The 23022-nt window shown below is 61.5% G+C and carries 21 protein-coding genes and 2 pseudogenes; 16 read left to right on the top strand and 7 right to left on the bottom strand.

All coding sequences use genetic code 11. The features are described 5' to 3' along the window. The first annotated feature begins 88 nt into the window (after positions 1-88). Both ATN84_RS09625 and ATN84_RS09620 read left to right on the top strand, forming a co-directional pair. Complete coding sequence (locus tag ATN84_RS09625) at positions 89-829, top strand: SDR family oxidoreductase (protein WP_068881959.1); 741 nt, start codon at positions 89-91, stop codon at positions 827-829. 42 nt (positions 830-871) lie between these two features. Next, positions 872-1774, top strand: coding sequence for an SDR family oxidoreductase (locus tag ATN84_RS09620; RefSeq protein ID WP_068881440.1), 903 nt, complete (start codon positions 872-874; stop codon positions 1772-1774). A gap of 1186 nt (positions 1775-2960) precedes the next feature. Here ATN84_RS09620 and ATN84_RS09610 read toward each other — a convergent pair. Continuing rightward, positions 2961-3403, bottom strand: a pseudogene (locus tag ATN84_RS09610) (DoxX family protein). Between the two features lie 117 nt (positions 3404-3520). After that, positions 3521-4138, bottom strand: coding sequence for an isochorismatase family protein (locus tag ATN84_RS09605; RefSeq protein ID WP_068881438.1), 618 nt, complete (start codon positions 4136-4138; stop codon positions 3521-3523). Between the two features lie 212 nt (positions 4139-4350). Here ATN84_RS09605 and ATN84_RS09600 point away from each other — a divergent pair, with 212 nt between their 5' ends. The 5 genes from ATN84_RS09600 to ATN84_RS09580 all read left to right on the top strand — a co-directional run bounded on the left by ATN84_RS09600 (position 4351) and on the right by ATN84_RS09580 (position 9496). Further along, positions 4351-5262 carry a LysR substrate-binding domain-containing protein gene (locus ATN84_RS09600; RefSeq protein ID WP_068881437.1) on the top strand — a complete coding sequence of 304 codons (912 nt, stop codon included), beginning with the start codon at positions 4351-4353 and terminating at the stop codon, positions 5260-5262. 415 nt (positions 5263-5677) lie between these two features. Continuing rightward, a complete protein-coding gene (gene wrbA, locus ATN84_RS09595; RefSeq protein WP_068881436.1) occupies positions 5678-6313 on the top strand; it encodes an NAD(P)H:quinone oxidoreductase in 636 nt (211 codons plus the stop codon). Between the two features lie 37 nt (positions 6314-6350). After that, positions 6351-7466 carry an NAD(P)-dependent alcohol dehydrogenase gene (locus ATN84_RS09590; RefSeq protein WP_068881435.1) on the top strand — a complete coding sequence of 372 codons (1116 nt, stop codon included), beginning with the start codon at positions 6351-6353 and terminating at the stop codon, positions 7464-7466. Positions 7467-7638: 172 nt separating this feature from the next. Further along, positions 7639-8517, top strand: coding sequence for a pirin family protein (locus ATN84_RS09585; protein ID WP_068881434.1), 879 nt, complete (start codon positions 7639-7641; stop codon positions 8515-8517). A 37-nt stretch (positions 8518-8554) separates the two neighbouring features. After that, on the top strand, positions 8555-9496 hold the full coding sequence (locus tag ATN84_RS09580; RefSeq protein ID WP_068881433.1) for an alpha/beta hydrolase: 942 nt from the start codon (positions 8555-8557) through the stop codon (positions 9494-9496). Positions 9497-9571: 75 nt separating this feature from the next. On the opposite strand, the gene ATN84_RS09575 is transcribed toward ATN84_RS09580, so the two are convergent. Beyond that, positions 9572-10120 (bottom strand): LysR substrate-binding domain-containing protein, encoded by a 549-nt coding sequence (locus ATN84_RS09575; protein ID WP_068881432.1) that lies wholly within the window; start codon positions 10118-10120, stop codon positions 9572-9574. Between ATN84_RS09575 and ATN84_RS09570 the strand changes: the two genes are divergently transcribed. Both ATN84_RS09570 and ATN84_RS25975 read left to right on the top strand, forming a co-directional pair. Further along, the gene (locus ATN84_RS09570; protein ID WP_082766211.1) at positions 10120-10413 is read left to right on the top strand and encodes an SDR family oxidoreductase; all 294 of its coding nucleotides are present in this window, start codon (positions 10120-10122) and stop codon (positions 10411-10413) included. The two genes, ATN84_RS09575 and ATN84_RS09570, sit on opposite strands and share 1 nt — an antisense overlap. A gap of 62 nt (positions 10414-10475) precedes the next feature. Further along, positions 10476-10931 (top strand): LysR family transcriptional regulator, encoded by a 456-nt coding sequence (locus ATN84_RS25975; protein WP_082766210.1) that lies wholly within the window; start codon positions 10476-10478, stop codon positions 10929-10931. Positions 10932-10985: 54 nt separating this feature from the next. On the opposite strand, the gene ATN84_RS09560 is transcribed toward ATN84_RS25975, so the two are convergent. Further along, on the bottom strand, positions 10986-11891 hold the full coding sequence (locus ATN84_RS09560; RefSeq protein WP_068881429.1) for a LysR family transcriptional regulator: 906 nt from the start codon (positions 11889-11891) through the stop codon (positions 10986-10988). Positions 11892-12006: 115 nt separating this feature from the next. On the opposite strand from ATN84_RS09560, the gene ATN84_RS09555 reads away from it, so the two are divergent. From ATN84_RS09555 to ATN84_RS09545, 3 genes are all read left to right on the top strand, one after another. Beyond that, positions 12007-13359, top strand: a complete 1353-nt coding sequence (locus ATN84_RS09555) for an amidohydrolase family protein (RefSeq protein ID WP_068881958.1) — start codon at positions 12007-12009, stop codon at positions 13357-13359. A 70-nt stretch (positions 13360-13429) separates the two neighbouring features. Further along, a complete protein-coding gene (locus ATN84_RS09550) occupies positions 13430-14629 on the top strand; it encodes an arabinose transporter (protein WP_082766251.1) in 1200 nt (399 codons plus the stop codon). A 29-nt stretch (positions 14630-14658) separates the two neighbouring features. Further along, positions 14659-15429, top strand: coding sequence for an SDR family NAD(P)-dependent oxidoreductase (locus tag ATN84_RS09545; protein ID WP_068881427.1), 771 nt, complete (start codon positions 14659-14661; stop codon positions 15427-15429). A gap of 79 nt (positions 15430-15508) precedes the next feature. Here ATN84_RS09545 and ATN84_RS25970 read toward each other — a convergent pair. Then, positions 15509-15775, bottom strand: a pseudogene (locus ATN84_RS25970) (Arm DNA-binding domain-containing protein); the annotation flags it as partial. An 843-nt stretch (positions 15776-16618) separates the two neighbouring features. On the opposite strand from ATN84_RS25970, the gene ATN84_RS09530 reads away from it, so the two are divergent. Both ATN84_RS09530 and ATN84_RS09525 read left to right on the top strand, forming a co-directional pair. Next, positions 16619-17335: a class I SAM-dependent methyltransferase gene (locus ATN84_RS09530; RefSeq protein WP_068881957.1), complete on the top strand. Its 717-nt coding sequence runs from the start codon at positions 16619-16621 to the stop codon at positions 17333-17335. Between the two features lie 334 nt (positions 17336-17669). Next, the gene (locus tag ATN84_RS09525) at positions 17670-18773 is read left to right on the top strand and encodes a pentapeptide repeat-containing protein (protein ID WP_068881424.1); all 1104 of its coding nucleotides are present in this window, start codon (positions 17670-17672) and stop codon (positions 18771-18773) included. 39 nt (positions 18774-18812) lie between these two features. On the opposite strand, the gene wrbA (ATN84_RS09520) is transcribed toward ATN84_RS09525, so the two are convergent. Next, positions 18813-19412 (bottom strand): NAD(P)H:quinone oxidoreductase, encoded by a 600-nt coding sequence (wrbA, locus tag ATN84_RS09520; RefSeq protein ID WP_068881423.1) that lies wholly within the window; start codon positions 19410-19412, stop codon positions 18813-18815. A gap of 196 nt (positions 19413-19608) precedes the next feature. Here wrbA (ATN84_RS09520) and ATN84_RS09515 point away from each other — a divergent pair, with 196 nt between their 5' ends. Continuing rightward, positions 19609-20370: a competence/damage-inducible protein A gene (locus tag ATN84_RS09515; protein WP_068881422.1), complete on the top strand. Its 762-nt coding sequence runs from the start codon at positions 19609-19611 to the stop codon at positions 20368-20370. A gap of 175 nt (positions 20371-20545) precedes the next feature. After that, positions 20546-21388: a universal stress protein gene (locus ATN84_RS09510; protein WP_068881421.1), complete on the top strand. Its 843-nt coding sequence runs from the start codon at positions 20546-20548 to the stop codon at positions 21386-21388. A gap of 66 nt (positions 21389-21454) precedes the next feature. Here the strand turns inward: ATN84_RS09510 and ATN84_RS09505 are convergent, their stop codons facing one another. After that, positions 21455-22987, bottom strand: a complete 1533-nt coding sequence (locus tag ATN84_RS09505; protein WP_082766250.1) for a peptidoglycan DD-metalloendopeptidase family protein — start codon at positions 22985-22987, stop codon at positions 21455-21457. Positions 22988-23022: the final 35 nt, after the last annotated feature.

Raw genomic sequence — 23022 nt, 5'->3', positions numbered from 1 at the left:
CGAAAAATGCCTGATTATCCGCAGATGGGGAAGCGCCATCTTCTCCTCATCGAAAACGCGCTGCGGCGCAAAACCGAAGGAGAAGAAAATGTCTGCCAATCAGAACAAGGTCGCCATCGTCACCGGCGCTTCGCGCGGCATTGGCGCAGCGATTGCCGAGCGTCTCGGCAAGGACGGGTTCACTGTCATAGTCAATTATGCTGGTAATGCCGCCGCGGCCGAAGACGTCATCCGCAAGATCGAGCAGGCTGGCGGCAAAGCCGTCACCGCTCAGGCCGACGTTGCCGATGCGGATGCCGTCCGCCACATGTTCGACGGTGCGCAGGCCACGTTTGGCGGCGTCGACGTCCTCGTCAACAACGCCGGTATTATGCGGCTGGCGACACTCGCAGACAGCGACGATGCGCTGTTCGATCAGCAAGTCGCTATCAACCTCAAGGGCAGCTTCAATACGCTGCGCGAGGCGGCGAAGCGGCTGCGCGAAGGCGGGCGGATCATCAATCTCTCGTCCAGCGTCGTCGGCCTCTACCAGCCGACCTATGCGGCCTATGCGGCGACGAAGGCGGGTGTCGAGGCGATCACGCACGTACTCTCCAAGGAACTGCGCGGCCGCAACATCACCGTCAACGCGATTGCTCCGGGACCGACCGCCACCGCGCTGTTCCTCGACAGCAAGCCCCAGGCCGTGATCGACAACCTCGCCAAGCTCGCGCCGCTCGAGCGCCTCGGCCAGCCCGAGGATATTGCCGCAGCGGTTTCCTTCCTCGCCGGGCCAGATGGCGGATGGATCAACGGCCAGGTTCTGCGCGCGAACGGCGGGATCATCTGATCCCGCCCGCCCAGTCAATATCGACATCGAAAGGAACTCATCATGAACAAGAAGATCATCCTCATCACCGGCGCATCGAGCGGATTCGGACGGCTGACGGCGGAGGCTTTGGCCCGCGCGGGACACACCGTTTACGCATCCATGCGTGACGTCACGGGAAAGAACGCGAAGAATGCGGCCGAAATGGCCGCCATCGCAGGGTCGGACATTCGCCCCATCGAGCTCGACGTGCAGTCGGAAGAGTCGGCGAACGCTGCCATAGAGAAGGTCATCGTCGATCACGGGCGCATCGACGTCGTGGTGCACAACGCGGGGCACATGATGTACGGGCCGGCCGAAGCCTTCACGCCGGAGCAGTTCGCCCAGCAGTACGATGTGAACGTGCTTGGGACCCAGCGCGTCAACCGCGCGGCGCTGCCGCACATGCGCAGGGCCAGGAACGGTCTTCTGGTGTGGGTGTCGAGCTCTAGCGTCGCCGGAGGAACGCCACCCTATCTCTCGCCCTATTTCGCGGCAAAGGCTGCGATGGACACGCTTGCGGTCCAATATGCCCGCGAGCTGGCCCGGTGGGGCATCGAGACTTCGATCATCGTGCCAGGCGCCTTCACCAAGGGCACCAATCACTTCTCGAATGCGGGGCACCCGGCCGATACTGCGCGACTTGGCGAGTATGAGAACGAGGGGCCATATCAGGGCTTCGGTGAGTATGTTCAGGAGGCTTTTGCCAAAATCGTTCCTGACGATGCAAACGTTCAGGGCGTTGCCGACGCGATCGTCGAGATCGTCGACACGCCGCTCGGCAAGCGTCCATTTCGTGTGACATACGATCCGACCCATGACGGGGCCGATGTGAGCTTCGCCGTGGTCGACAGGATCCGTGCCGAGATGCTGCATCGCGTCGGTCTATCCGACCTGCTGCATCCGGCCGTCCAAGAGAAGAATTAAGAAGCCATCTGAAATCGCAGGGCAGATCGGCTGGCCGGTGGCGAAGCGGTTGCTCGCCCCCGGCCAGTCGTTGCGGGCAACCGAGTTCAACGTGAAGATTGTGCTTGACACGTCGGATGCTGGTGCTCCGCACCGCGCTATGCGCGGTGACATTTCTCACAATTGATCAGATCAATCGGCGATTGTGATAATGATCTTGCCAAAGCCGTGCGAGCGGGATGTCAGGGCGCGCCTCGCCTCGCTCATCGTGGATTCGCCGAAATTCTCAATCGCGCCGCTCCTCCCTGCAGAAGGGGTCGGCCGAAACGAAGGTTCGGCTGCAGGCGAAGGCATTCTCCCCCTGCGTGCATACTTATTCGATATTTAGTATCTAAACTTACTCCAGGTTCATCCTTGAAGACTATTTTAGTCGCCCATACGCGGCTGCCAGGACGGGTTGGTGGTCAGTTGTTTTGCTCGAACTTGAAAACCGAATCTTACGATTGATTGCGAACGGATCCTCCTTGGAGGAGACGGCGCGCGAACTTTGTCTGGAAATGGAAGCGAGACTACCCGGAGTGATATGCTCCATTGTGAGCGTAGACTCCGCGGCAATGCTTCGCCAGCTTGCGGCACCAAGTCTGCCCGATCCTTTCAGCGCGGCCATCGACGGGGTTATGATCGGTCCGGACGTCGGCTCTTGCGGCGCGGCTGCCTACCTGCGGACCGCCGTTCTGGTCACACGGACATAGCCTCTGATCCGAAATGGACGATGTATCGCGATCATGTCCTGGGCCGGGGGCTGATGGCCTGTTGGTCCTCGCCCATCATGGGAGACGATGGGGAGCCGGTGGGTGCTCTAGCGCTCTATTTTCCAGAGATGCGTGGCGATCGAAGCCGAGGTTCAGGCAAGCCAGCTATACAATGGGCTGCAGGCTCGGTCAGGGTTACACCTTCTCGCATCCCGTCGATCGTGTCGCGATGCTGAAGCTCCTCCGTCAGCGCGCCCAGTGGCTTGAAGGGGCGACGCCACTTCGTGCTCAAGAGGCTCTTCGCAATCACGCACCACTTGGTCCAGGGTCGAGAATTGCTCGCACAGGGACAAATTGAGACTTTCAGTGTGATTGCGAGTGAACCCGCGAAAGGAAGCGGCTCGCCGTGGTTTCGCGGCGTGCCTTTCCCCGGAGAGGTACGCCGCTAGACTTGATCAACGCTTTGCGACAGTGGCGGTCAGGCTGGCAAGCGCTTCTCGCGGCCAGCGCGTGGGTGCCAACGCGAAAGCTCCGTCTCCGATCAGCGCCTGGACGATGAGCGCGATCGTCCAGAATGCCGGGTACTCCCAACCGCCATTGGGATTCGTGAAAAAGAACCCGGCCGGGCCGTGAACCAGGACGATCGTGCCGAGCATGACCGGCACCAGTGCTGCCGCCGCCACCCGCACATAAACGCCCAAAATCAAAGCAAGGCCGCCTGCAAGCTCTACCGCCATCGTGAGATAGGCGACTGCTGCCGGGAGCCCAGCCCCTCACAAAAGGCGACGAAGCCCGCTGGAGTGAACACGAAGATCTTCAGCCCGAGATGCGCGAGGAAGAGAACCCCAAGTGTCACGCGCAGAAGGGTCGCTGCATAATCACGATAGTCGTTGGTCATGGTCTGTCTCCTTCTCGGAACAACGGTCGGTGCGATATTCGTCGGAAGCCCGGCCTGGCCTGAGCGCTTGGTATCCACCGAGATCGGGCCTTGCCGGCCGCGAACCGAAATTCCGGTTTAATTCGAATAGGATGCAACGATTTGACCGACGAGCTTCGCCCAGGGCATATCGAGCGCGTCATAGACCGGCCCAGCTTCCGGACGGGCGTTGTCTTTCAGGATCTCGACCATGAGGGTCGCATAGTCGGAGAGGATGACACCGGCCTGGCTCATGCGCAGTAGGTTCACGTCGCGCTTGGTCCTGCTGAACGTGCCGCAGGCGTCGACGGCCACATAGGCGTGGTAGCCCCGCGCTACCGCCGTCATCGCGGGGAAGCCGGCGCAGACTTCGAGCGAAATACCGGCGAGGATCAGCTTCTTGCGGCCGGTCGCCTCGATTGCAGCGGCGACGCGCTCATCGTCAAAAACATTGACCGACGAACGGTCGATGATTTCGACGCCGTCCAGGGCCTGCACCAATTCGGGGAAAGTGGGTCCCCAGAGGGTGTCGCGCGCCGTGCTCGCGGCGACGATTGGAAGGCCGAGCGCCTTGGCGGCCCTGGTGAGCGCCACGACATTGTGTTTGAGCTCCCCCGTCTCGTAGTCGCGTACGCCGGTCATCAGGTTCACCTGATGATCGATGAGAACAAGGGCGGCGTTATCTTGGCTGAGGGGGTCGTAGGTGCGAGTGGTCATGTGATCCTCCAAATAAAAACCGGTGCCCGACTGCACATGTGCACATGCGCAAATACGCTTCGTGCGGTCGTCTGACTTCTTCAGAGACTGCCGATCGTCTCCGGTCACCAGAACTGTTCGTGACAGCTCAATTCCTAAGCGGTGGACAAGCGGCCCGGAAGTCGGCAAATTTACAACGTAGCGTCCAGCCTGATGGACGATTGAGGTGTCGGATGCTGGACCTGAATGACTTCTTCTATTTCGTGCAAGTCGTTGATCGCGGCGGGTTTACCGCTGCTGGGCGCACGTTGCGGGTGCCGAAATCAACGCTCAGCCATCGCATCCAGCAGCTTGAGGGCGAGCTTGGCGTTCGCTTGTTGAATCGAACCTCCCGCCGCTTCGGCATGACCGATGCAGGGCAAGACTTCTATCGACACGCCGTCGCCATGCTGCGCGAAGCCGAACTTGCCGAGACAACAATCCGTCACCGCCTGACCGAGCCGACCGGCACGGTAAGATGCACTGCAGGTTCTGCCACCATGCAGTTTGCCATGTCCGACATCATTGCTGATTTCCTCGTTCAATATCCGAAGGTGAACGTGGTCGCGCATGCGTCCGACCGGACTGTCGATATTGTCGGCGAAAACTACGACGTGGCTGTACGAGCGCATTCCGAGCCGCTCCCTGATTCCACCCTCGTCCAGCGCACGCTCGCGCCAGCGCCGTGGTTTCTGTTCGCAGGCAAGGAATATCTCCGTGAGCACGGGGCGCCACGCGGCCCGCAGGATCTTCAGAACCACCCATCGCTCTTCATGATGCGGACCGGCGTCGAGCCCGTTTGGCGTCTTCGCCACGTTCGGCAGAAACGCGACGAGATCGTCATGCCGCTGACCCCGCGGCTGCTCGGCGATGACATGGTCGGGCTTCAGAATGCGGCCATAAAAGGTCTCGGGATTGTTGCGCTTCCAGGCTATGTCTGCCGGGCGGCGGTTCGCTCTGGAGAACTGCAACGGGTGCTTCCCGATTGGCTGGCTGGCGATTCCACGCTCACGGCCCTGATACCTTACCGGCAGGGGCTGCTGCCCTCCGTACGGGCCTTTCTCGACCATCTGTCGGCTGAGTTTCCCAAGACCGTATTGCTGTGAATTCCCGGCAACACTGAAGCCCGCCCCAGTAAGCCCATGGGCTTCGGCTCTTCCGACAGATGAAGCGGCGGATGGAGGCGCCTCCTCCATTCGTCACGCTGTTGCGGCGCTGGAGGGCATGTCCGGGAGTCCGCTTCCTCCCAAACCGGCATGGCGCGAATATTAGCCACTCCACTTCAGCGTTCAGTCTGTTGGACGCTAAGTCCGAAAACTGGCCACTTCTCAGCCAATATGGGCGGCAACTACAGTATTCGACATAAAATGAACTGTGGAGCGAGGATATGAACACGAGGGGCAAAGTTCCCAGACGCATTTCGGCCTAGTTGCCTCGACTGTCCCCATTGTCCGGATTCTTAGCCACATCGCGCGGTGTCGCACTGCGCGAGAAGGTCAATTCTTGCCTGGAGCTTCTATCATGACGAGACCTAAAATTCTGATCGCATTCTACTCTCGCAATGGCTCGACCGAAGAGCTGGCGCTCGCGGTCGCCGAAGGCGCACGCGTCGCTGGCGCCGAAGTCCGCCTGCGGCGCGCGCGCGAGATGGTCGGTCCCGAGATCATGGCGATGGCGCCTGGCTGGGCCGAGGGCGCGGCGCTCATGAATGAAAAGTATGAAGCGCCGACCGCCGAGGACGCCGTATGGGCCGATGCGATCATTTTCGGTACGCCAACGCGCTTCGGCAGCATCGCTTCCGAACTCAAGGCCTACATCGATGGTCTGGGCGGCGTGTGGTTTCAGGGCCGCCTCAACGGCAAATTTGGCGGGGTCTTCGGATCCACTTCTACGAAGCACGGCGGCAACGAATCGACCCTGCTCTCGATCTACAATGTGATGGCCCATCTCGGGCTCATCATCGTACCCCTCGGCTATTCGCACCCGGCTCTGTTCAAGGCCGGCACGCCGTATGGCGCCACCTTCATCTCGCAGAACGACTCGCAGAAGCCTGGCGAAGATGACCTCGCTGTCGCCCGCTACCAGGGCGAACGCATCGCGCTGCTCGCCCGCAAGGTGGTCGATGCCGCAGACGAAAGCACCTCACTATCCGCATAATCAAAGCCATGGAACGATATAGCCAGGAGGAACGACGATGACGCGACATGTTACGGCGATGACCGTCTCCGAACCGAGGGCACGGTTCCTACGGAGCGAAGTCGAGATCGATGATCCCGGGGCGGATGAGGTCCTGGTCCGGATCGAAGCAGTCGGTATGTGCCACTCCGACCTCGCTGCGCGCGCGGGAGACTTTCCATTCCCTCTCCCGGGTGTACTCGGACACGAGGGCTCGGGCATCGTGGAGAGCGTCGGCACGGATGTCACGTCCGTGCGCGCCGGCGACCGGGTTATGCTGACTTTCGACTCCTGCGGACATTGCGGCAACTGCATTTCGGGCGCGCCTTCGCGGTGTCGGATATTCCTGGCCCACAACTTCACCAACGGCTCCCGGCCGGACGGGAAGCCGGCATTGTGGCAGGACGGCCAGGCGATTCACGGTAACTTCTTCGGCCAGTCCTCCTTCGCCACCTATGCGCTGGCGAGGGAACGCAATACCGTCGTTGTGCCCGAGCTGGCCGCGGACTTGGCACCGGAACTGCTCGCACCCCTTGGTTGCGGTATCCAGACCGGAGCGGGCGCGGTTCTCAACGTGCTCAAGCCTGGCGCGGCCAGTGCTGTTGCCGTGTTCGGCGCCGGCGCGGTGGGTCTGTCTGCGGTAATGGCCGCAGCTCTGCTGCCGCTGCGCGAACTGATTGTCGTGGACATCCAGGACTCCCGCCTCGACCTCGCGAAGCGACTCGGGGCGACCAAGGTTGTGAACTCCCGATCGGCTGATCCGGTCGAAGCGCTGAAGGAGTTGACAGGGGGCGGCCCGGACTTCGTCGTGGAGAGCAGTGGTGTGCCCGCCGTGCTGGCGCAGGCGATCAAAAGCCTGGGCAATGGTGGCACTGCTGGTGTGGTCGGAGTCCCGGCGTTCGGCACGACTGCCCCGGTGGATGTCGCCGACATCGTCAACGACAGCAAGCGCATAATGGGCATCGTCGAAGGGCGGAGCAACCCGCAGGTATTCCTCCCGCAACTGGCGGGCCTCGTGGCCTCCGGACGTCTTCCGGTCGGTGAACTTGTGAAGACCTTTCCGCTCGAGGAGATCGAGCGCGCCGCCGAGGCGATGAAATCAGGAGAGGCGATCAAGCCAGTCCTGCTCCCCTGAAATGCTGGAGAACCTATCGCTGACGGTAATGGTGATCAGGGATGAAAAGCATACGTCATTCCCTATTATCGTTCATTCTGTTGGACGTTAGGTCTGGAAATTGGCGACTTATCGGCCACTGGCGGCGGCGACTACAGTGTTCGACATGAAACGAACCTGTGGAGTGAAGGATATGGACAGCACGGCAGAGATCGCAATTACCGAGGTGGTCAATCGCAGGATTGGTGCCATCGTGTCGGGCAAGCCGCACGAGATCGGCGCTGGTTTCTCGGCCAACCACTTCTCGGAAGAGATGTTCGGCGGAAGAATGGATCCGTTGTTGATGGTGGACCACTTCGTGATGACCAGGCCGACCTTCGACCCGCATCTTCATGCCGGCATTTCGGCTGTCACGATGATGTTCGAGGATACGGAGGGCGTGTTCCACAATCGCGACACGCTGGGGCAAAACATCGACCTCAAGGCGGGCGACCTCTATTGGCTGGCGGCTGCAAGCGGCGCGGCGCACGAGGAAAAGCCGGCTGAAGGCGCGCGGATCCACGCGTTGCAGATTTTCGTTAATTTGCCTGGGCGGCTCAAGAAGTCTCCTGCACGCTCGCTGAAGGTCGAGGCCGCGAACGTTCCAATCATCGAGGGACGCGGCCATCGTGTCCGCGTCGTCCTGGGGGAAAGCGGCGATGTGACCGGCGCGACTGGGACGCCGGAGGAGATGACCGTCCTCGACGGCTATCTCGTGCTGCATGGATGCTTTACTCATACCTTGCCCGAAGGGTGGCAGGCCTGGGTATATGCCGTGTCCGGCACATTGACCGTTGCCTGTGGTGGCGAGGAGCGGGTCATCGAGGCGGGCATGGCCACCACAATCGACGCTGGGCCGTCTGCTGACATTTCGCTGAAGGCCAATGCGCCAGCGCACTTCGTGCTGCTGGCGGGAAAGCCGATCCGTGAAGCGTTCGTAAAGCACGGTCCTCTGGTGATGTCGACCGCAGCCGACGTTGAGCGGACGCTATCTGATTATGCCCTAGGCAAGTTCGGCCGCATTCCGGCCTAGACGCCCCGAACCCCAGGGCCAGGACTTGGAGCCATAAATGATCGACGTATCCCAGACCAACTCGCCGGCCGCAAAGACTGTCTACAAGCTTTCCGAAAGTGACCGCAGACGCGAGGCAGTCTTGCTGCAGCAATTCGCGGACTTCTGGGGTGCGTCGACGGGAGAGCCGCGAACAATCTACGACAAGTTCATCTCGGCCAGTCCGCTGACCGACAACGTCAAGCTCGAGATGGTCGACGCTCAGGGAGTTCGCGGCTGGTGGGTGCGCCCGCTCACATCCGCCTCCTCGCAGGCGATCCTTTACATCCATGGCGGCGGCTATGTCATGGGGTCTGCGATGGCCTATCGTGGGTTTGTCAGCCAGATCGTCAACCGCACCGGCGTCCCCGCGCTCGTCATCGATTACCCATTGGCGCCGGAGGCGAGCCTACCTGCAGCACCCGAAGCTGCGCTGCGGGCGTGGGATTATTTGGCCGAAAGCGGATACAATCGGATCGCCGTCGTGGGAGATTCGGCCGGCGGGGGGCTTTCCCTCGTCACGCTGTCGCAACTAGCTCGCCAACCGCGAGGTCCTGCGCCGATCGCCGGCGTGGTCTTCTCGCCATGGGCCGACCTGGCATTTTCCGGCAAGTCGATGACCGACCCGGCCGTGACCGACGCGCTGATTGGCTACGAATATCTTCAGGACTGCGCCAGCAAATATGTCGGCAGCTACGATCCAACCGATCCCTTGGCTTCGCCGCTGTACGACGACCTGAAGAGGCTTCCGCCGCTGCTGATCCAGGTCGGCACCGAGGAACGCCTGCTCGACGACTCCCGTCAGTTAGCCAGCCGCGCAGCGAAGGCCGGCGTGAAGGTCCAACTCGAAATCTGGGAGGGCATGCATCACGTCTTCCAGCTCGACGTTGTGCACCTCGAAAGCAGCCGCATGGCCCTCGACCATGCCGCCAATTTCCTGCGGGCCTCTTTCGAAGCCTAGTAGTGAAACATGAGATTCAATGCGAACCGGGTTAGCGGAGGCGATTGCCCGGCGCCTGTGAGCGCGCTGCTTTTGTCAGCCTTCGCCGGTTGTCATGCATGCCTGTTCGAGTTCATCTTGACTACGAACAGGAAGCTGGCGCTTGCAGTATTCAATAAATGCCCGGAATGCGGCGGACGGCAGCCGCTGACGAGGATAATAGAGTGCGAGCCCGTCTAGGGGCGGTGTCCGATCGTCCAGGACCTTGACGACTTTTCCGGCATCCAGCAGCGGTTGAGCTTCACGCGCCTCCACGTAGGCGAGGCCTGCTCCCGCGGCGGCGGCTCTTGCTGCTAGGAGCGTTGTGCCGACGATTAGCCGGCCGGATATGTCAACCACGTCCTGGTTCGCGCCCTTGCCGAGTTCCCAACGCATGATCGTGCCGCTCGGCAGGCGCGCCCGGATACACTCGTGCGTGAGCAGGTCACCGGGCGTCTGCGGCGTTCCACGTGAGGCCAAGTAGTCCGGCGACGCGACGATGAGGAGCATCTCCGGAATACCGAGCGGAAGCGCGATCATGTCCTGCGGCACCACCGATTCCTGACGCAGGCCAGCATCGAAGCCCTCGGCGATAATGTCGATCAATCGCAACCAAGGAAGGCGTCATCGGAATCTCAAAGGCTGCAGCAGTGGACTACGCGAAACAGGGCATTCGGGTGAACACGGTCATTCCTGGCCTCATTGAATCAGGAATGAGCCGCGAGGCGATCGAGTCCGGGTCCGATCTCGTGCAGAAGCTGGTCGCAGGTCATCCGATAGGGCGTTGGGGGGAGTCCAGCGAGATTGGTGAGGCGGTAGCTTGGCTTCTCTCCGATTCTGCTTCGTTCGTGACGGGTGTAGCACTGCCCGTCGACGGTGGATACTGCATAAGCAAGTGAGATGATGTGTGGCGAGCAGCTTCCTCCAACTGCTCGTCGCGCCGTCAACCTGAAGGTCTGGCGTGACTGATCTCTCGTTGGACCTCCGCTATCTTCGGTGCGCCCTATGGGTAGCGGAGTTCGGCAGTTTTCGCGGCGCCGCAAAAGCCCTTGAATTGCCCCAATCCACGGTGAGCCGGCGCATGCAATTGCTGAAGCATCGACTGGGATTTGCGTTGTTCGGCCGCAGCAGGTCCGGTGCAAAGCTTACCAATGCTGGAGATGACTTCCTCAGAGGCGCAGCCGCCGCTGCAAATCACCTTGATCGAGCCGCTCAGCTCGCCGCGGCGGTCGATCGCGGTGAGCGCGATCAACTCAGGCTGGCCTTCTTTGCCTCGTTATCGGCGGGATATCTTCACCGGTTACTTCGAACATTTCGGAAGCGGCATCCAAGTTTCGCCCAATCGTCGGCGAGACAAATAGCGTCCGTTCCAGTGCCGTTTGGTCGCCAGGCAGTGGCAATCTGGCGCTTCGGCTAATTGCTCGATCTTGCTATTCGCGTGGCCGAGTAGCCCGGTGCAGGGACGTTCTTTCTAAAGCTCCATCGTCACCTCGACGCAGAACTCGACGAACGCCCGCACCTTTGCGGGCGGGTGCTTGCGCGAAGGGTGGAACGCGAACAGGGGAAAACGCTCCCCGTGCCAATCCGGAAACAGATCGACCAGTTCCCCCGTCTCCAGGAGACGGCCGACACCCCAGCCGATCACTTGCGCGATCCCAGTACCCGCGACGCATTCCTCGAGCATCGATTTGGGGTCGGTGAACGTTAGCGGGCCGCTTGTGGGGACCTCGACCGATTCACCGTCGCGGATGAACTCCCATTCGAACGGCCGGCCCGTGTGCGGGTCGAGAAACTGCAGGCATCGGTGATCGGTAAGCTGGGAGGGGTGAGAGGGCTTCCCGTATCGTTCAAGGTAGCGCGGTGCAGCAACGGTCAGGATCGGCGCTTCAATCAGTTTCCGGGAAACCAGGCTCGCGAACCGTGGCTGGCCGAACCGAATGGCGAGGTCGATCCCCTCCGACACCAGGTCGCCGACGTGTTCGCTCGTCACGAACTCGATTGCGAGCTCTGGATAGCGCTCGCAGAAAGCGCCCAGACGACCGGCAAGCACCAAGGGCAGAAAGAACGGGTCGATGTCGACTCTGAGGCGCCCGCGTACCGCCGACGTAGCCCCAGCCGCGACGGTTGCTGCTTCCTCGATGGCGTCGAGATGCGGCTTCACTTCCTCATAAAAGCGACGCCCTTCATCGGTGAGAGTCACCGATCGGGTCGTGCGATCAAGCAGCCTGACCCCCAAGCGTCCTTCCAGGCGGCTGATCGCGCGGCTGACGCCGGAATCCGTGATGCCCACCAGGTTGGCCGCCTTCACGAAGCTCCCGCCTTCGACGACGGCCGCGAGCACGCTCACCCCAGACAGGATCCTTCCATCGAAGGCCATATCATCACTCCTGATATTTAGTCAGGAAGCATGTGATATAAGCGCACTTAAATCAAGGCCATCCTGGCGCGATAACGGTGGCGAACCCACTCACGCACCAGGAAAGGACTTGATCATGACCAGCAATGGATCGCCCCGAACCCTCTTCAAGGGTGGCACGATCATGACGATGGATCCCGGCACTTCCAACCTTGCGGCCGGAGACGTCCTGATCGAAGGAGACCGGATAGCCGCGGTCGGGATGAACCTGCAGGCCGATGGCGCCGAGGTGGTCGATGCGGCGGGCTGCATCGTCATGCCCGGCTTCGTCGACGCCCATCATCATATGTGGCTCTGCGCCATGCGGCGCTTGATGCCCGATGTCGACGATCTGTTCGCCTATATCGACGTCGTCGCCGAAACGCTCGGCGCGCACTATCGCCCGCTCGACATGTATCTCAGCACCAAGCTGACGGCGCTCGCTTCGATCGATGCGGGCATCACGACGATCATCGACGCCTGCCACAGCTCACGTTCGCCCGAGCACACCGACGCGGCGCTCGACGCGCTCGAGGACTCCGGAATCCGCGCCCTGCACATGGTTGGGGCTGCCATGGACAAGAAAGCGTCGGCCGCGCATCTGCCGGCCGACCTCAACCGCCTCGCGGCCAATTGGAACCAGGACGGTGGCCTGGTCCGTGTCGGTCTCTTCGGGCAGCTCAATCTCGACTGGTGGAGGGTTGCCCGCAGCCTCGACATGCGGATTCTGACCGAGTTCATCGGCGACCTGGCCAAGCTCGGCCCCGAGTTCGCCGAGCCGGGAATCCTCGGGTCCCACAACATCTTCAATCACTGCACGCGCGTTCCTGAAGAGACCTGGAAGCTGTTCGCCGACGCCGGGGTCAATGTCACCGTCAATCCGCGCTCGGATGCGTTGTTCGGCTTCGACGATGAGAGCTTTGCCTATCAGCAGGCCGTTGATCGCGGACTGAAGCCGGCCCTCGGGATTGATCTCGATACGGCCTTCGGCAGCGATCTCTTCGGTGAAATGCATGCCCTGTTCGGACAGCAGCGCTCGGCGATGCGCTATCGCCGCTTCCGGGGCGAAGAGAATGTGCCGGCACCGATCTCCGCCGAAGCTGTGCTTGAAGCGGCCACGGTGAATGGCGCGCGTGCGGCCGGTCTGGAAAGCGCCGTCGGCACGCTGACGCCCGGAAAGCAGGCCGACCTCATCATGGTGCGCACGGACGGCGTCGCCGTATTCCCGGTGACGAACGCCATCGGCACCATCGTCCAGGCGGTCGAGCGCTCGGATGTCGACACTGTCATGATCGCAGGCGAAGTCCGCAAGCGGGCCGGCAAGCTGGTCGGCGTGGATACGGCAAAGCTCGCCGCCGAGGTGAACGCGTCGCGCGACTATCTGCTCGAGACCAGCGGTTATCGTGCCGACCTCTTCCACGCTTCGGCTTCTGCGAAGACGGCCGGCTGAACTCGGGCCGCCGCCCGGCTCCGGGCGGCCCCGACACCCCTGATCCAACGAACATTGAATGGAGGCTGCCATGTCGGCACCCACGGTAAACGGCGTGCGTCCGTCGGAAGACGCACAAACCCATCTTTCTCGTCCAGCGCCTGGCATCATCGCGGCCCTGTTCTGCGGCTATCTCAGCGTCGGTCTGCCGCTGCCGGTCATCCCGCTCTTCCTCCACGACAGACTGGGCTTCAACAGCGTGGTTGTTGGACTGGTGATCGGCGTCCAGTTCCTCGCAACGGTGCTGACCCGCGGCTATGCCGGTCGTCTCACCGACCAATATGGCGGAAAGCGCTCGGCCCTTCAGGGCGCGGTGATCAGCGCCCTCGGCGGACTCCTCTATTTCGTTGCGGCCATGCCAGGCCTGTCACCTGGCGTCGGCCTCGCCATTATCGTCATCGGTCGTTTGGCCGCCGGCTTTGGTGAAAGCCAGTTCGTGACGGGGTGCGTTTCCTGGTCGATCGCTTCAGTCGGACCGCAACGCGCAGGCATGTCGATGTCATGGACCGGCATCGCGATGTTTGCGGCGCTCGCCATCGGCGCCCCGATCGGCATGTGGCTCTACCAGGCGTTCGGCCTGCAAGCGGCGATGCTCGCCTGTATCGTGGCGCCGGTCGTCTCCGCCATGATCGCTGCGCGCGAGACTTCCTACGCTTCACCGGCGGGGGAACGGATTCCCTTCTATCGCGTGATCGGACAGATCTGGCGCGAAGGTATCGGTCTGATGCTGCAAGGCGTGGGCTTGTCCGGCCTCACCGCATTCGCGTCGCTCTACTTCGCGGCTCGGAACTGGGGCAATGCAGGCCTCGTCATGACCGCTTTCGGTGTCGGCTTCATCTTTGTCCGGGTGGTGCTCGGCAGCCTTCCCGACAAGATGAGTGGCTATCGTGTCGCGCTCTGGTCGCTGGTGATCGAGGCGCTGGGGCAGGCCATGATCTGGAGCGCGCCACACGAGATCATCGCGCTCGCCGGCGCGCTCGTTACCGGCCTGGGCTGCGCGCTGGTGTTTCCCGCTCTCGGTGTAGAAGCGCTGAAGCGCGTGTCCCCAGCCAACCGCGGGAGCGCGATGGGCGCATTCGTCGCCTTCCTCGACATCGCCTACGGCATCTCGGGCCCGGTCGCGGGCGTCATCGCCGGGCAGTTCGGTTTCGCATCCGTTTATCTGTTCGGCGCCGCCTGCGCCCTCATCGGCGCGGTCCTGGCTGCGACCGCCCGCAGCGTGCAGTCGTAATCCCTTCAATCAGTAGCAGGAGAAAGCAAATGTCACGCATTTTCATTTCCGGCTCGTCGACCGGCCTCGGCCTGATGGCCGGCGAATTGCTCGCGAGCCAAGGCCACCGCATCGTTCTGCACGCCCGCAATGCCGCACGCGCCGACGACGCCCGCCGTAACCTGTCGAGCGCCGAGGCCGTCGTCATCGGCGACCTCGAGACCATCGCCGGCGCACGTAACGTCGCCGACCAAGTCAACGCGCTCGGCCATTTCGACGCCGTGATCCACAATGCGGCGGTCGGGTATCGCGAGGGGCATCGCCTCACGTCCGACGGCCTGCCGTATGTCTTCGCCATCAACACGCTGGCGGCCTACATCCTGACGGCGCTGATCGAGCGGCCCGAACGGCTCGTCTACCTGAGCTCCGGCATGCATCATCATGCCAACGCCAACCTCGACGACATTCTCTGGAAGAAGCGTCGCTGGAACGGCTCGACGGCTTATGCGGAGAGCAAGCTCCATGACGCGATGCTCGCCTTCGCCGTCGCCCGCCGCTGGCCGGACGTCTTTTCGAACGCGCTGGAGCCGGGGTGGGTGCCGACCAAGATGGGAGGTCCGGGTGCGCCCGATGACATGGACCAGGCCCATCTCACGCAAGTCTGGCTCGCGGCCGGTGAGGATCCGAAGGCTGATGTCACCGGCCAATATTTTTACCACCTGAAGCGTATGGAGCCGAACCCGGAGGCGCAGGATTACACGCTGCAGGATCGCCTCGTCGCGGTTTGCGCTGAGATTTCAGGGATCGGCCTTCCGGCGTGAGATAGATGAGTCGAGCCTGAAGGTTGAAGTGGTCGAAGAGTTCCTTGACCGTCGGCGCCTGACGGCTTGCTGTCCGTTCGGCACTAGGATCAGCGCCGCGCCGGACTTCGGCCAGCCAGTCTTGGGCAATTCCGCGTGCCTGTTCGACGGTGATCTCGCCGTAGCGACCGATTGCCGGTTTACGGCGCTGACCGTTGTTAGCGACATAGGCGATCATGAAAGTTTTTCGGCCGATCGGCGTGACCTTCACGAGAAAGCCGGGTATGAGCGTATCGCGTAGTTCGTATTCGCGTTCCTGCGGGGTTGCGGCGTCAACCGCTGTCTTGGTGAGCTTGATTTTCGGCATTCCTAACCTCCGTTGAGGCCGGATTTCAGGTGCAAAATAGGAGCACCAGGAAAGCCCGCCGTAGCGTCTGTCCGGTTAGGTATGGATGTATCGATAGCCGAAAAAATCTAGTGCTTACAGACGGTTATCGGGAAATCGGATACCCCCGGATAAACAAAGGATAGGCGATGTCCGTCCTCTTAAAATCCCTCGGGCTTGCCCGTGCGGGTTCGATTCCCGCCGTCCGCACCATCATTCGAAGCCTGCCAAGGTTGGAGGCAAGGATTCGATGCTCTTCCTCCTCGATTTCCTGAGACATAATTCTGCATTTCTGGGACACAGCAGCAACGCGAAGCGATTGAAACTGAAACGGAAGATGATCGAATAAAAGTGGTAGTGCCCTCCTCAAAGAAGGTAACCGAGGCATCGTTGCCTGACAGGAAAGGAGCTCTTATCTTCATTCAACGTTATGCGATCAGAGATTCCGCGCAGAAATGGTCTTCACCCGCATCATAATCATCGGCCCCGCCGTTTTCCTGTTTCCTTTCGCAGGATCATCGTTCCCGTCGCCCGTGCAGCCGAGCCATTCTCCGCACATCGACCTCGGACATCGCGCTGATGACAACAGGAATCCTGATGGCGAGACGTTGCATCATCATCAGACACCGGCCGTACCCAACATATTCGTCCGCGCATTCGAGAAGGACAAGGAAGCGTGGCTGGCGAGGACCGCCAAGCTAGCCGTCACGTCCCGATCGATATCGACCATCCTCTGACAACCGTTTCCACAGCCTGAAACGGCACATGGATGGCCCCGGCGCGCCGATTGCGCGGCGAAGCAAGGGTGTCAAATTAGGAGGCATTATGGACAAGATTGCCCCAATATCCGTGCAACGGACTTTCTGGAACGAATGGAACGCCTCGTATCGTGAGCATGATATTCAGGATGTTTGCGTCAGACAGGCTGAAGTGGTTGTCGGCTGGCTGAATGCGCTCGACCAAGGGGGTATCGATATTCTCGAAGTGGGCTGCGGTTCCGGCTGGTTCTGCCCGCAACTGGCAAGCTTCGGTCGTGTTACGGGAACCGATCTGTCCAACGAAGTATTGGCCCGTGCCCGGCAACGTTGGCCGCAAATCGCTTTTATCGCTGGCGATTTCATGAAGCTGGACTTTGGCGGGACCTTCGACGTCATTGTCACTCTGGAGGTCCTATCGCACATGCCTGACCAGAAAGCTTTCGTCGATAAGCTTTCCACGCATCTGCGGCCCGGAGGATATCTGATGCTGGCTACACAAAACCGCTTCGTGCTGGAACGGTTCAACCACATTCCGCCGCCCGCCCCCGGTCAACTCCGCCGTTGGGTCGACAAGCGCGAACTGCACAGCCTTCTCGAACCACGCTTCGAGATAACGGAAATCTTCTCCGTTTCACCGAAGGCCGATCGAGGGATCATGCGGCTGATCAACTCTCGCACGTTCAATCGGCCAATTCGGGCTTTGGTCGGCGACCGTGTCGAGCGCCTCAAAGAAGCCATGGGACTTGGCTGGACGCTGATGGCGCTGGCCCGTAAGCGGTGCTGACGGAACTCGAATTGCAAAGGTGGCCATCCAGGAAAGGTAAAGACCTCGTCTTGAACTTCTCTCACCGCAGTGGCCAGGTTTGATCTTACTTCTCGGTTCGATCCTGAATTGGCTTCTACGGGTGTGATCTGCTACCAGAACCGTCGATCTTGATGGCCTTGGGCTTGCCCCGTGGGGGTTCGAGTCCCTCCATCCGCACCAATTCTTCCCGGCTTTCTGCCGCCAGGCAAACCGATCGCATCTGAAACATTCGTTTCATGCTTCCTTCACGAGTGCTCCCATAACATCTCCACCCGTTTTGCGTTATTCCGCGATTCAGCAGAAAGGACGAGCGATGCAGCGCATTTTCCTTGTGGCGACCTCCCTGCTCTTCATGATCGGCAATGGCGCAGTTATGCCGGCGAGTGCGGCAAGCTTCGATTGCGCGCGCGCCAGCGCCCCCGACGAAAAGGCGGTCTGCGCCAATGGCGATCTTTCGAGCGCCGATGCAAACATAGCTTACAATTACGAGACCCTGCTCCGTTTGCTGAAAGGAGACGAGCGGCAGAAGGCGGTTGATGCTCAGCGCGCATGGCTGAAGGCAAGAGCGGACTGCGGCGGTGATATCTCCTGCCTGAAGGCGCTCTATGACAAGCAGAAGAACCGTCTCAATGCCGAGCTCACGGCCACCCAGAAACACGTTGCGATGGAGCTCTTCCGCCAGACCGGCCAGTGCTTCGGCTGCAACTTCCCCGGTGAGAACTTCTCCGGCATCAAGCCTGCCCAAACGGCCGATAACGGCCTCGTCAACTGCACCGCCAATGCAGTCGTCAACGGCACCTTCGACGGATCCAGGATCGATCACGCTAATTTTGTTACATGCCAGACGAAATATGATTCCGCGCTCGCCAGCATGAGCTGGAACAATGCGAGCCTGCGCAATGTCGATTTCACCGGAACGAATCTCGGCGGAAACAGCATGGATTACGCCGACCTCACCGGCGCCAACCTGACCGATGCCAGCCTTTATGAGATCAGCATGCACGGCACGATCTTGAAAGGCGCCAAGCTGGTGCGCGTGCGAAGCGATCCCGCATCGATGAGCGGCGCGTGCTCCGATTTCGGCCAGGCTGATTTCACCGACGCCGATCTCGAGAAAGCGGAAATATGCGGTGTGTTCATTGGAGCGAATTTCACCGGCGCCAATCTGCGCAACGCCAACATCACCGGCTATGCCGTGGGCGTCCGGCCGACCGATGCCACCGAGGACGCATATGGCCCCCCCAGACCTGTTCCGCAGGACACGCCGTTCGGCGGAAAGATCAATCTCACCGGCGCCAACCTGACCGGCGCCAGCATCTTCACGGAAACAACGCTGAAGTCAGGCGGATACGGCTTTGCCATCCTTTGCCGGACAACCCTGCCCGACGGCAAAATATCCAACCGCGACTGCAAATAATGGATGCGAAGGGGCGGTGCGCCCCTTTCGCATCGCGGCTCAGCCCTTCAGCTTGATGGCGATCCCGGCGAGCCGCCTGCCCTGGAATTTCGCGCCCTCCAGCTCCTGTTTCGAGGGGAAGCGCGAGCCATCGCTGTTGGTGGTTGTAGTCATGCCGTAAGGCGCGCCGCCGCGCACCATGTCGTTCCCCATCTGGTCCTGATAGGCATAGGAGAGCGGCACGATGATCATGCCGTGGTGCTGTAGCGCCAATTGTGCCGAGGCCAGCGCAATTTCCGCCCCGCCATGCTGCGTCGAGGTCGAGGACATGACCGTCGCCGGCTTATCGATAAGCTTGCCCTCGGCCCAGAGCGGCCCAGTCTGGTCGAGGAAATTCTTCATCTGCGCGGCCATCATGCCGTAGCGCGTCGACAGGCCGAAGATGAAACCGTCGTAATCGGCGAGTTCCAGCGGGTTTGCCACCGGTGCATCCTGGTCGAGCTTGTAGCCGGCCTTCTTCGCCACCTCCTCGGGCACCAGTTCCGGCGCGCGCTTGATCGTTACGTCAGCGCCCGCTTCGCGCGCGCCTTCGGCGGCCGCCTTCGCCATCTGCTCCATATGTCCCCAAGAGGAATAATAAAGAACGAGAATTTTCGCCATTTTCATCTCCATATCGGTGGATCGTCCGCCGCTCTGCCGCGCGGCACACATTTATGCCAGCCAATCCCAAGGAAATGGAACCACCCTGGTCGGCGACGGACTGTTCACACTCCCGGCACCTGCGGCATCACAGGCTTGCCGTCTCCCCGCCCGCGGGATTAAGTGCTAGGAAGCAGCGTCAACGGAGAAAAGCCTTATGTCGGACGGACAATCGGAAAAGCCGGTGACAGCGGCCATGCTGGCGATCGGCGATGAGCTTCTGTCGGGGCGCACCAAGGACAAGAATATCGGCCATCTCGCCGATATCATGACCGCCATCGGCGTCGACCTGAAGGAAGTCCGTATCGTTCCCGACGAGGAGGACCGCATCGTCGAGGCGCTCAATGCGCTGCGCGGCGGCTATGATTATGTCTTCACCTCCGGCGGCATTGGCCCGACCCATGACGATATCACCGCAGATGCGATTTCCAAGGCGTTCGGCGTGCCTTGCGAATATGACGAAAAGGCGACGCAGCTTCTGGCCGCCAACTATGCCGGGCGTGGCCTCGAGTTCACCGAATCACGCAAGCGAATGGCGCGTATGCCGCGCGGCGCGGTCCATATCGACAATCCTATCTCCGTCGCCCCCGGCTTCATGATCGGCAATGTCTATGTCATGGCGGGCGTTCCCTCCGTATTCGAAGCCATGCTCGACAATGTCGTGCCGCAGCTTCGCACCGGCAGAAAGCTCCTGTCCCGCACGGTGACGTGCCCCTTCGGCGAAGGCATCATCGGCGCGCCGCTGCGCGCCATCCAGGAAGCCCATCCCGATACGATCATCGGCTCCTATCCCCGCTATGAGGAAGGAAAATTCGCGACCGAACTGGTGGTGCGCGCCCGCGACGAGGAAAAGCTGGCGGCCGCAAGCGCTGCCGTGGAGGCAATGGTCGAGCGGCTGAAGGCGCAACAGGCCGCCTGACGCAGATGATTGAAGCGCAACGTGTTTTTTCGCGGATTTGCGCTGGCGCAAGGCCGGGCGAAGCGAAAGGGCGGATTAAGCAAGCATTGAAGGAATGCAACGTCATAGGGTCGTAGCGCGTATAATGCTATGGCCTGAGGACGGATCAGGCAGCAACTGACAGGAGGCTTGGACCATGGCATACCGGACCATCATTGCTTACGCGCGCAGCGCCATCGAACTGAAGCGGATCACCGACGCCGCCGCGCTGGTGGCCGCCAAGACCGACCGGGCGCATATCATCGGCATCTATGCGATCCCCTCTCCCGTCGTCTATGCCGATCCGAACGGCTTCGTCGATGCGACCGTGTTCGAGGCGCATGAGGCGCGCCACAAGGAAAACGCGACGAAGCTCAGGAACCTCTTCGAAACCGAGATGCGGCGGCAGGATCTGTCGCATGAGTTCCGCATCGTGCGCTCCAACACCGGCGCGGCCTCCGACGGCATCCTGCAGAGCGCCTTCCGCGCCGATCTCATCATCGCCGGCCAGCCCGATCCCGACGATCCCGACACGTCGAGCGATACGACCGAGGTGCTCGTCTTCGACAGCGGTCGCCCGGTGCTCCTCGTGCCCTACGCCCTCACCATGCCGTCGGATATCGCGAAAATTGTCGTCGCGTTCAACGGCAAGCGCGAAGCCGCTCGCGCCGCCTTCGACGCCCTGCCCTTGCTCGTCGCCGCGAAATCCGTCGAGATCGTCTGGGTCGATCCGCCGGAAACGGATGAAGAAGATAGCGATATGGCTGGTGCGGCGCTCGCCGAGGCGCTCGATCGTCATGGCGTCAAAGTCACCGTCAACCATCTGGCCTCACAGGGCCTTTCGACCCAGGAGACGATCCGCCAGCACATATTGACCAATGGGGTCGATCTTCTGGTGATGGGCGCCTACAGCCACTCGCGGCTGCGCGAACTGGTCTTCGGTGGCGTGACCCGGGCCATCCTAGCCGACATGCCGGGGCTGACGCTGCTCTCGCGCTAAATTTTGAGAGCATAAAACAAAAAAGCCCGCTCTTCAGCGGGCTTTCTTCATTATCGAGCGCTGGAACTACGATTCCAGATATTTCGTCGGATTGACCGGCGAAGAGTTCTTGCGCACCTCGAAGTGCAGCTTCGGCGATTTGGCGTTGCCGCTCATCCCCGAACGGGCGATCTCCTCGCCCCGGCGCACCTTCTGCCCGCGCTGGACGAGGATCTTGCTGTTGTGCCCATAGACGGTCACCAGCCCGTTTTCATGGCGCACCAGCACCGTATTGCCGAATTCCTTCAGCCCGTCGCCGGCATAGATGACGACGCCATTCTCGGCGGCCTTTACCGGCGTACCCTCGGGTACCATGATGTCGATGCCGTCATTGACGGAAGAACCCTCACGCTGGCCGAAGCTTGAGAGCACGCGGCCACGCGCCGGCCAGCGCATCTGCGAGATTCCGGTCGAGGACGGTGCTGTGGCCACATCCTTTTCCGCATCCTCGATGACCTTGTTGCTCGCCTGCGGCGGTGTATAGGGCTTGGCGCCCTCGGAAACGGGCTGCGTCACCGGAGGCGTCGAACCGGTGTTCACCTGATCGACCTTGGGAGCGCTGGCCACCTGCGTTGCGCCGCCTGCGGCACCCGGAATGATTAGCGACTGGCCGACGCGGATCGCGCCATTGGTCAGACCATTGGCCTTCTTGATCGCATCCACCGACGCTCCGGTCTTTTGCGAGATCGCGTAAAGCGAATCGCCGCTCTGCACCGTATAGCTGCCGCCGGTGACCGGCGGAGTAGCCGTGTTCGGCGTAGTTGCGGCAGTGGCCGTCGTTCCCGGCTGCTTTTCCCTGACCGTCGGCGTCTGCGGCAGAACCGCCACATCGCTGTTGGCCGGACGATTGCTCGGCGCCTGAGGCGTCTGCGGCAATTGCCCCAGCACCTTCTCCGGCTCGCCCCGGCCGGCAGCCTGCCCAGATGTCCTTACCCCATTGGCGGCGATAACCCCACCAGCGGCAGTGCCCTGCCCCGGGATTTTCAGTTTCTGCCCGGCCTGTATCCTGTTGGCATCGGTGATGCCGTTCGCCTGCATGAGCGCATTGGGCGAAACGCCGGTACGGCGCGCAATGCCGAAAAGCGATTCCCCCGGCTGAACGACGACTACGCTCTCGCTCGAAGCGGCGGCTGGCGCGGGGTTGACGGCCGCGACCTGCTGCCCGGTTGCGGCCGGCTGGACAACCCTGGGTGCCGCCGCGACGGGTGCTGCGGCCGGCTGAACCGGCTGCGTATTGGAAGCAGCGGCAACAGGCGCGGATGACACCGGCGGCAGAGTGCTGCGCTGGACGCCCGCGCTCTGGGTGACCGGCGTAACCGCGCCGCGATTGACGGAACCCGCATAGCCGCCATCCTGTGGGGCAGCGGCGACGGGCTGCGGATATGGCTGAGCTGCCGGCCTGCTGATCGTCTGCCGCTGATTGGATGTAGATCCTGTGTAGATACCATCGGTGAAACGCATCGTATCGGCGCTGCAGCCAGCCCCAAATCCCGCGATCATGATGATTGCGGCATTCCGCATAAGCCGCTGGGACGTCCGGTCCAAAACCTTGATACGCATGTTCAACCCGTCCATACTCGATACTCGAAGTATGT

Origin of the sequence: Paramesorhizobium deserti (assembly GCF_001558695.1) — a bacterium.
GTDB classification, from domain to species: Bacteria; Pseudomonadota; Alphaproteobacteria; order Rhizobiales; family Rhizobiaceae; genus Paramesorhizobium; species Paramesorhizobium deserti.
The sequence above is the reverse complement of the archived record's forward strand: the minus strand, read 5'-3'. Positions and strand labels throughout refer to the sequence as shown.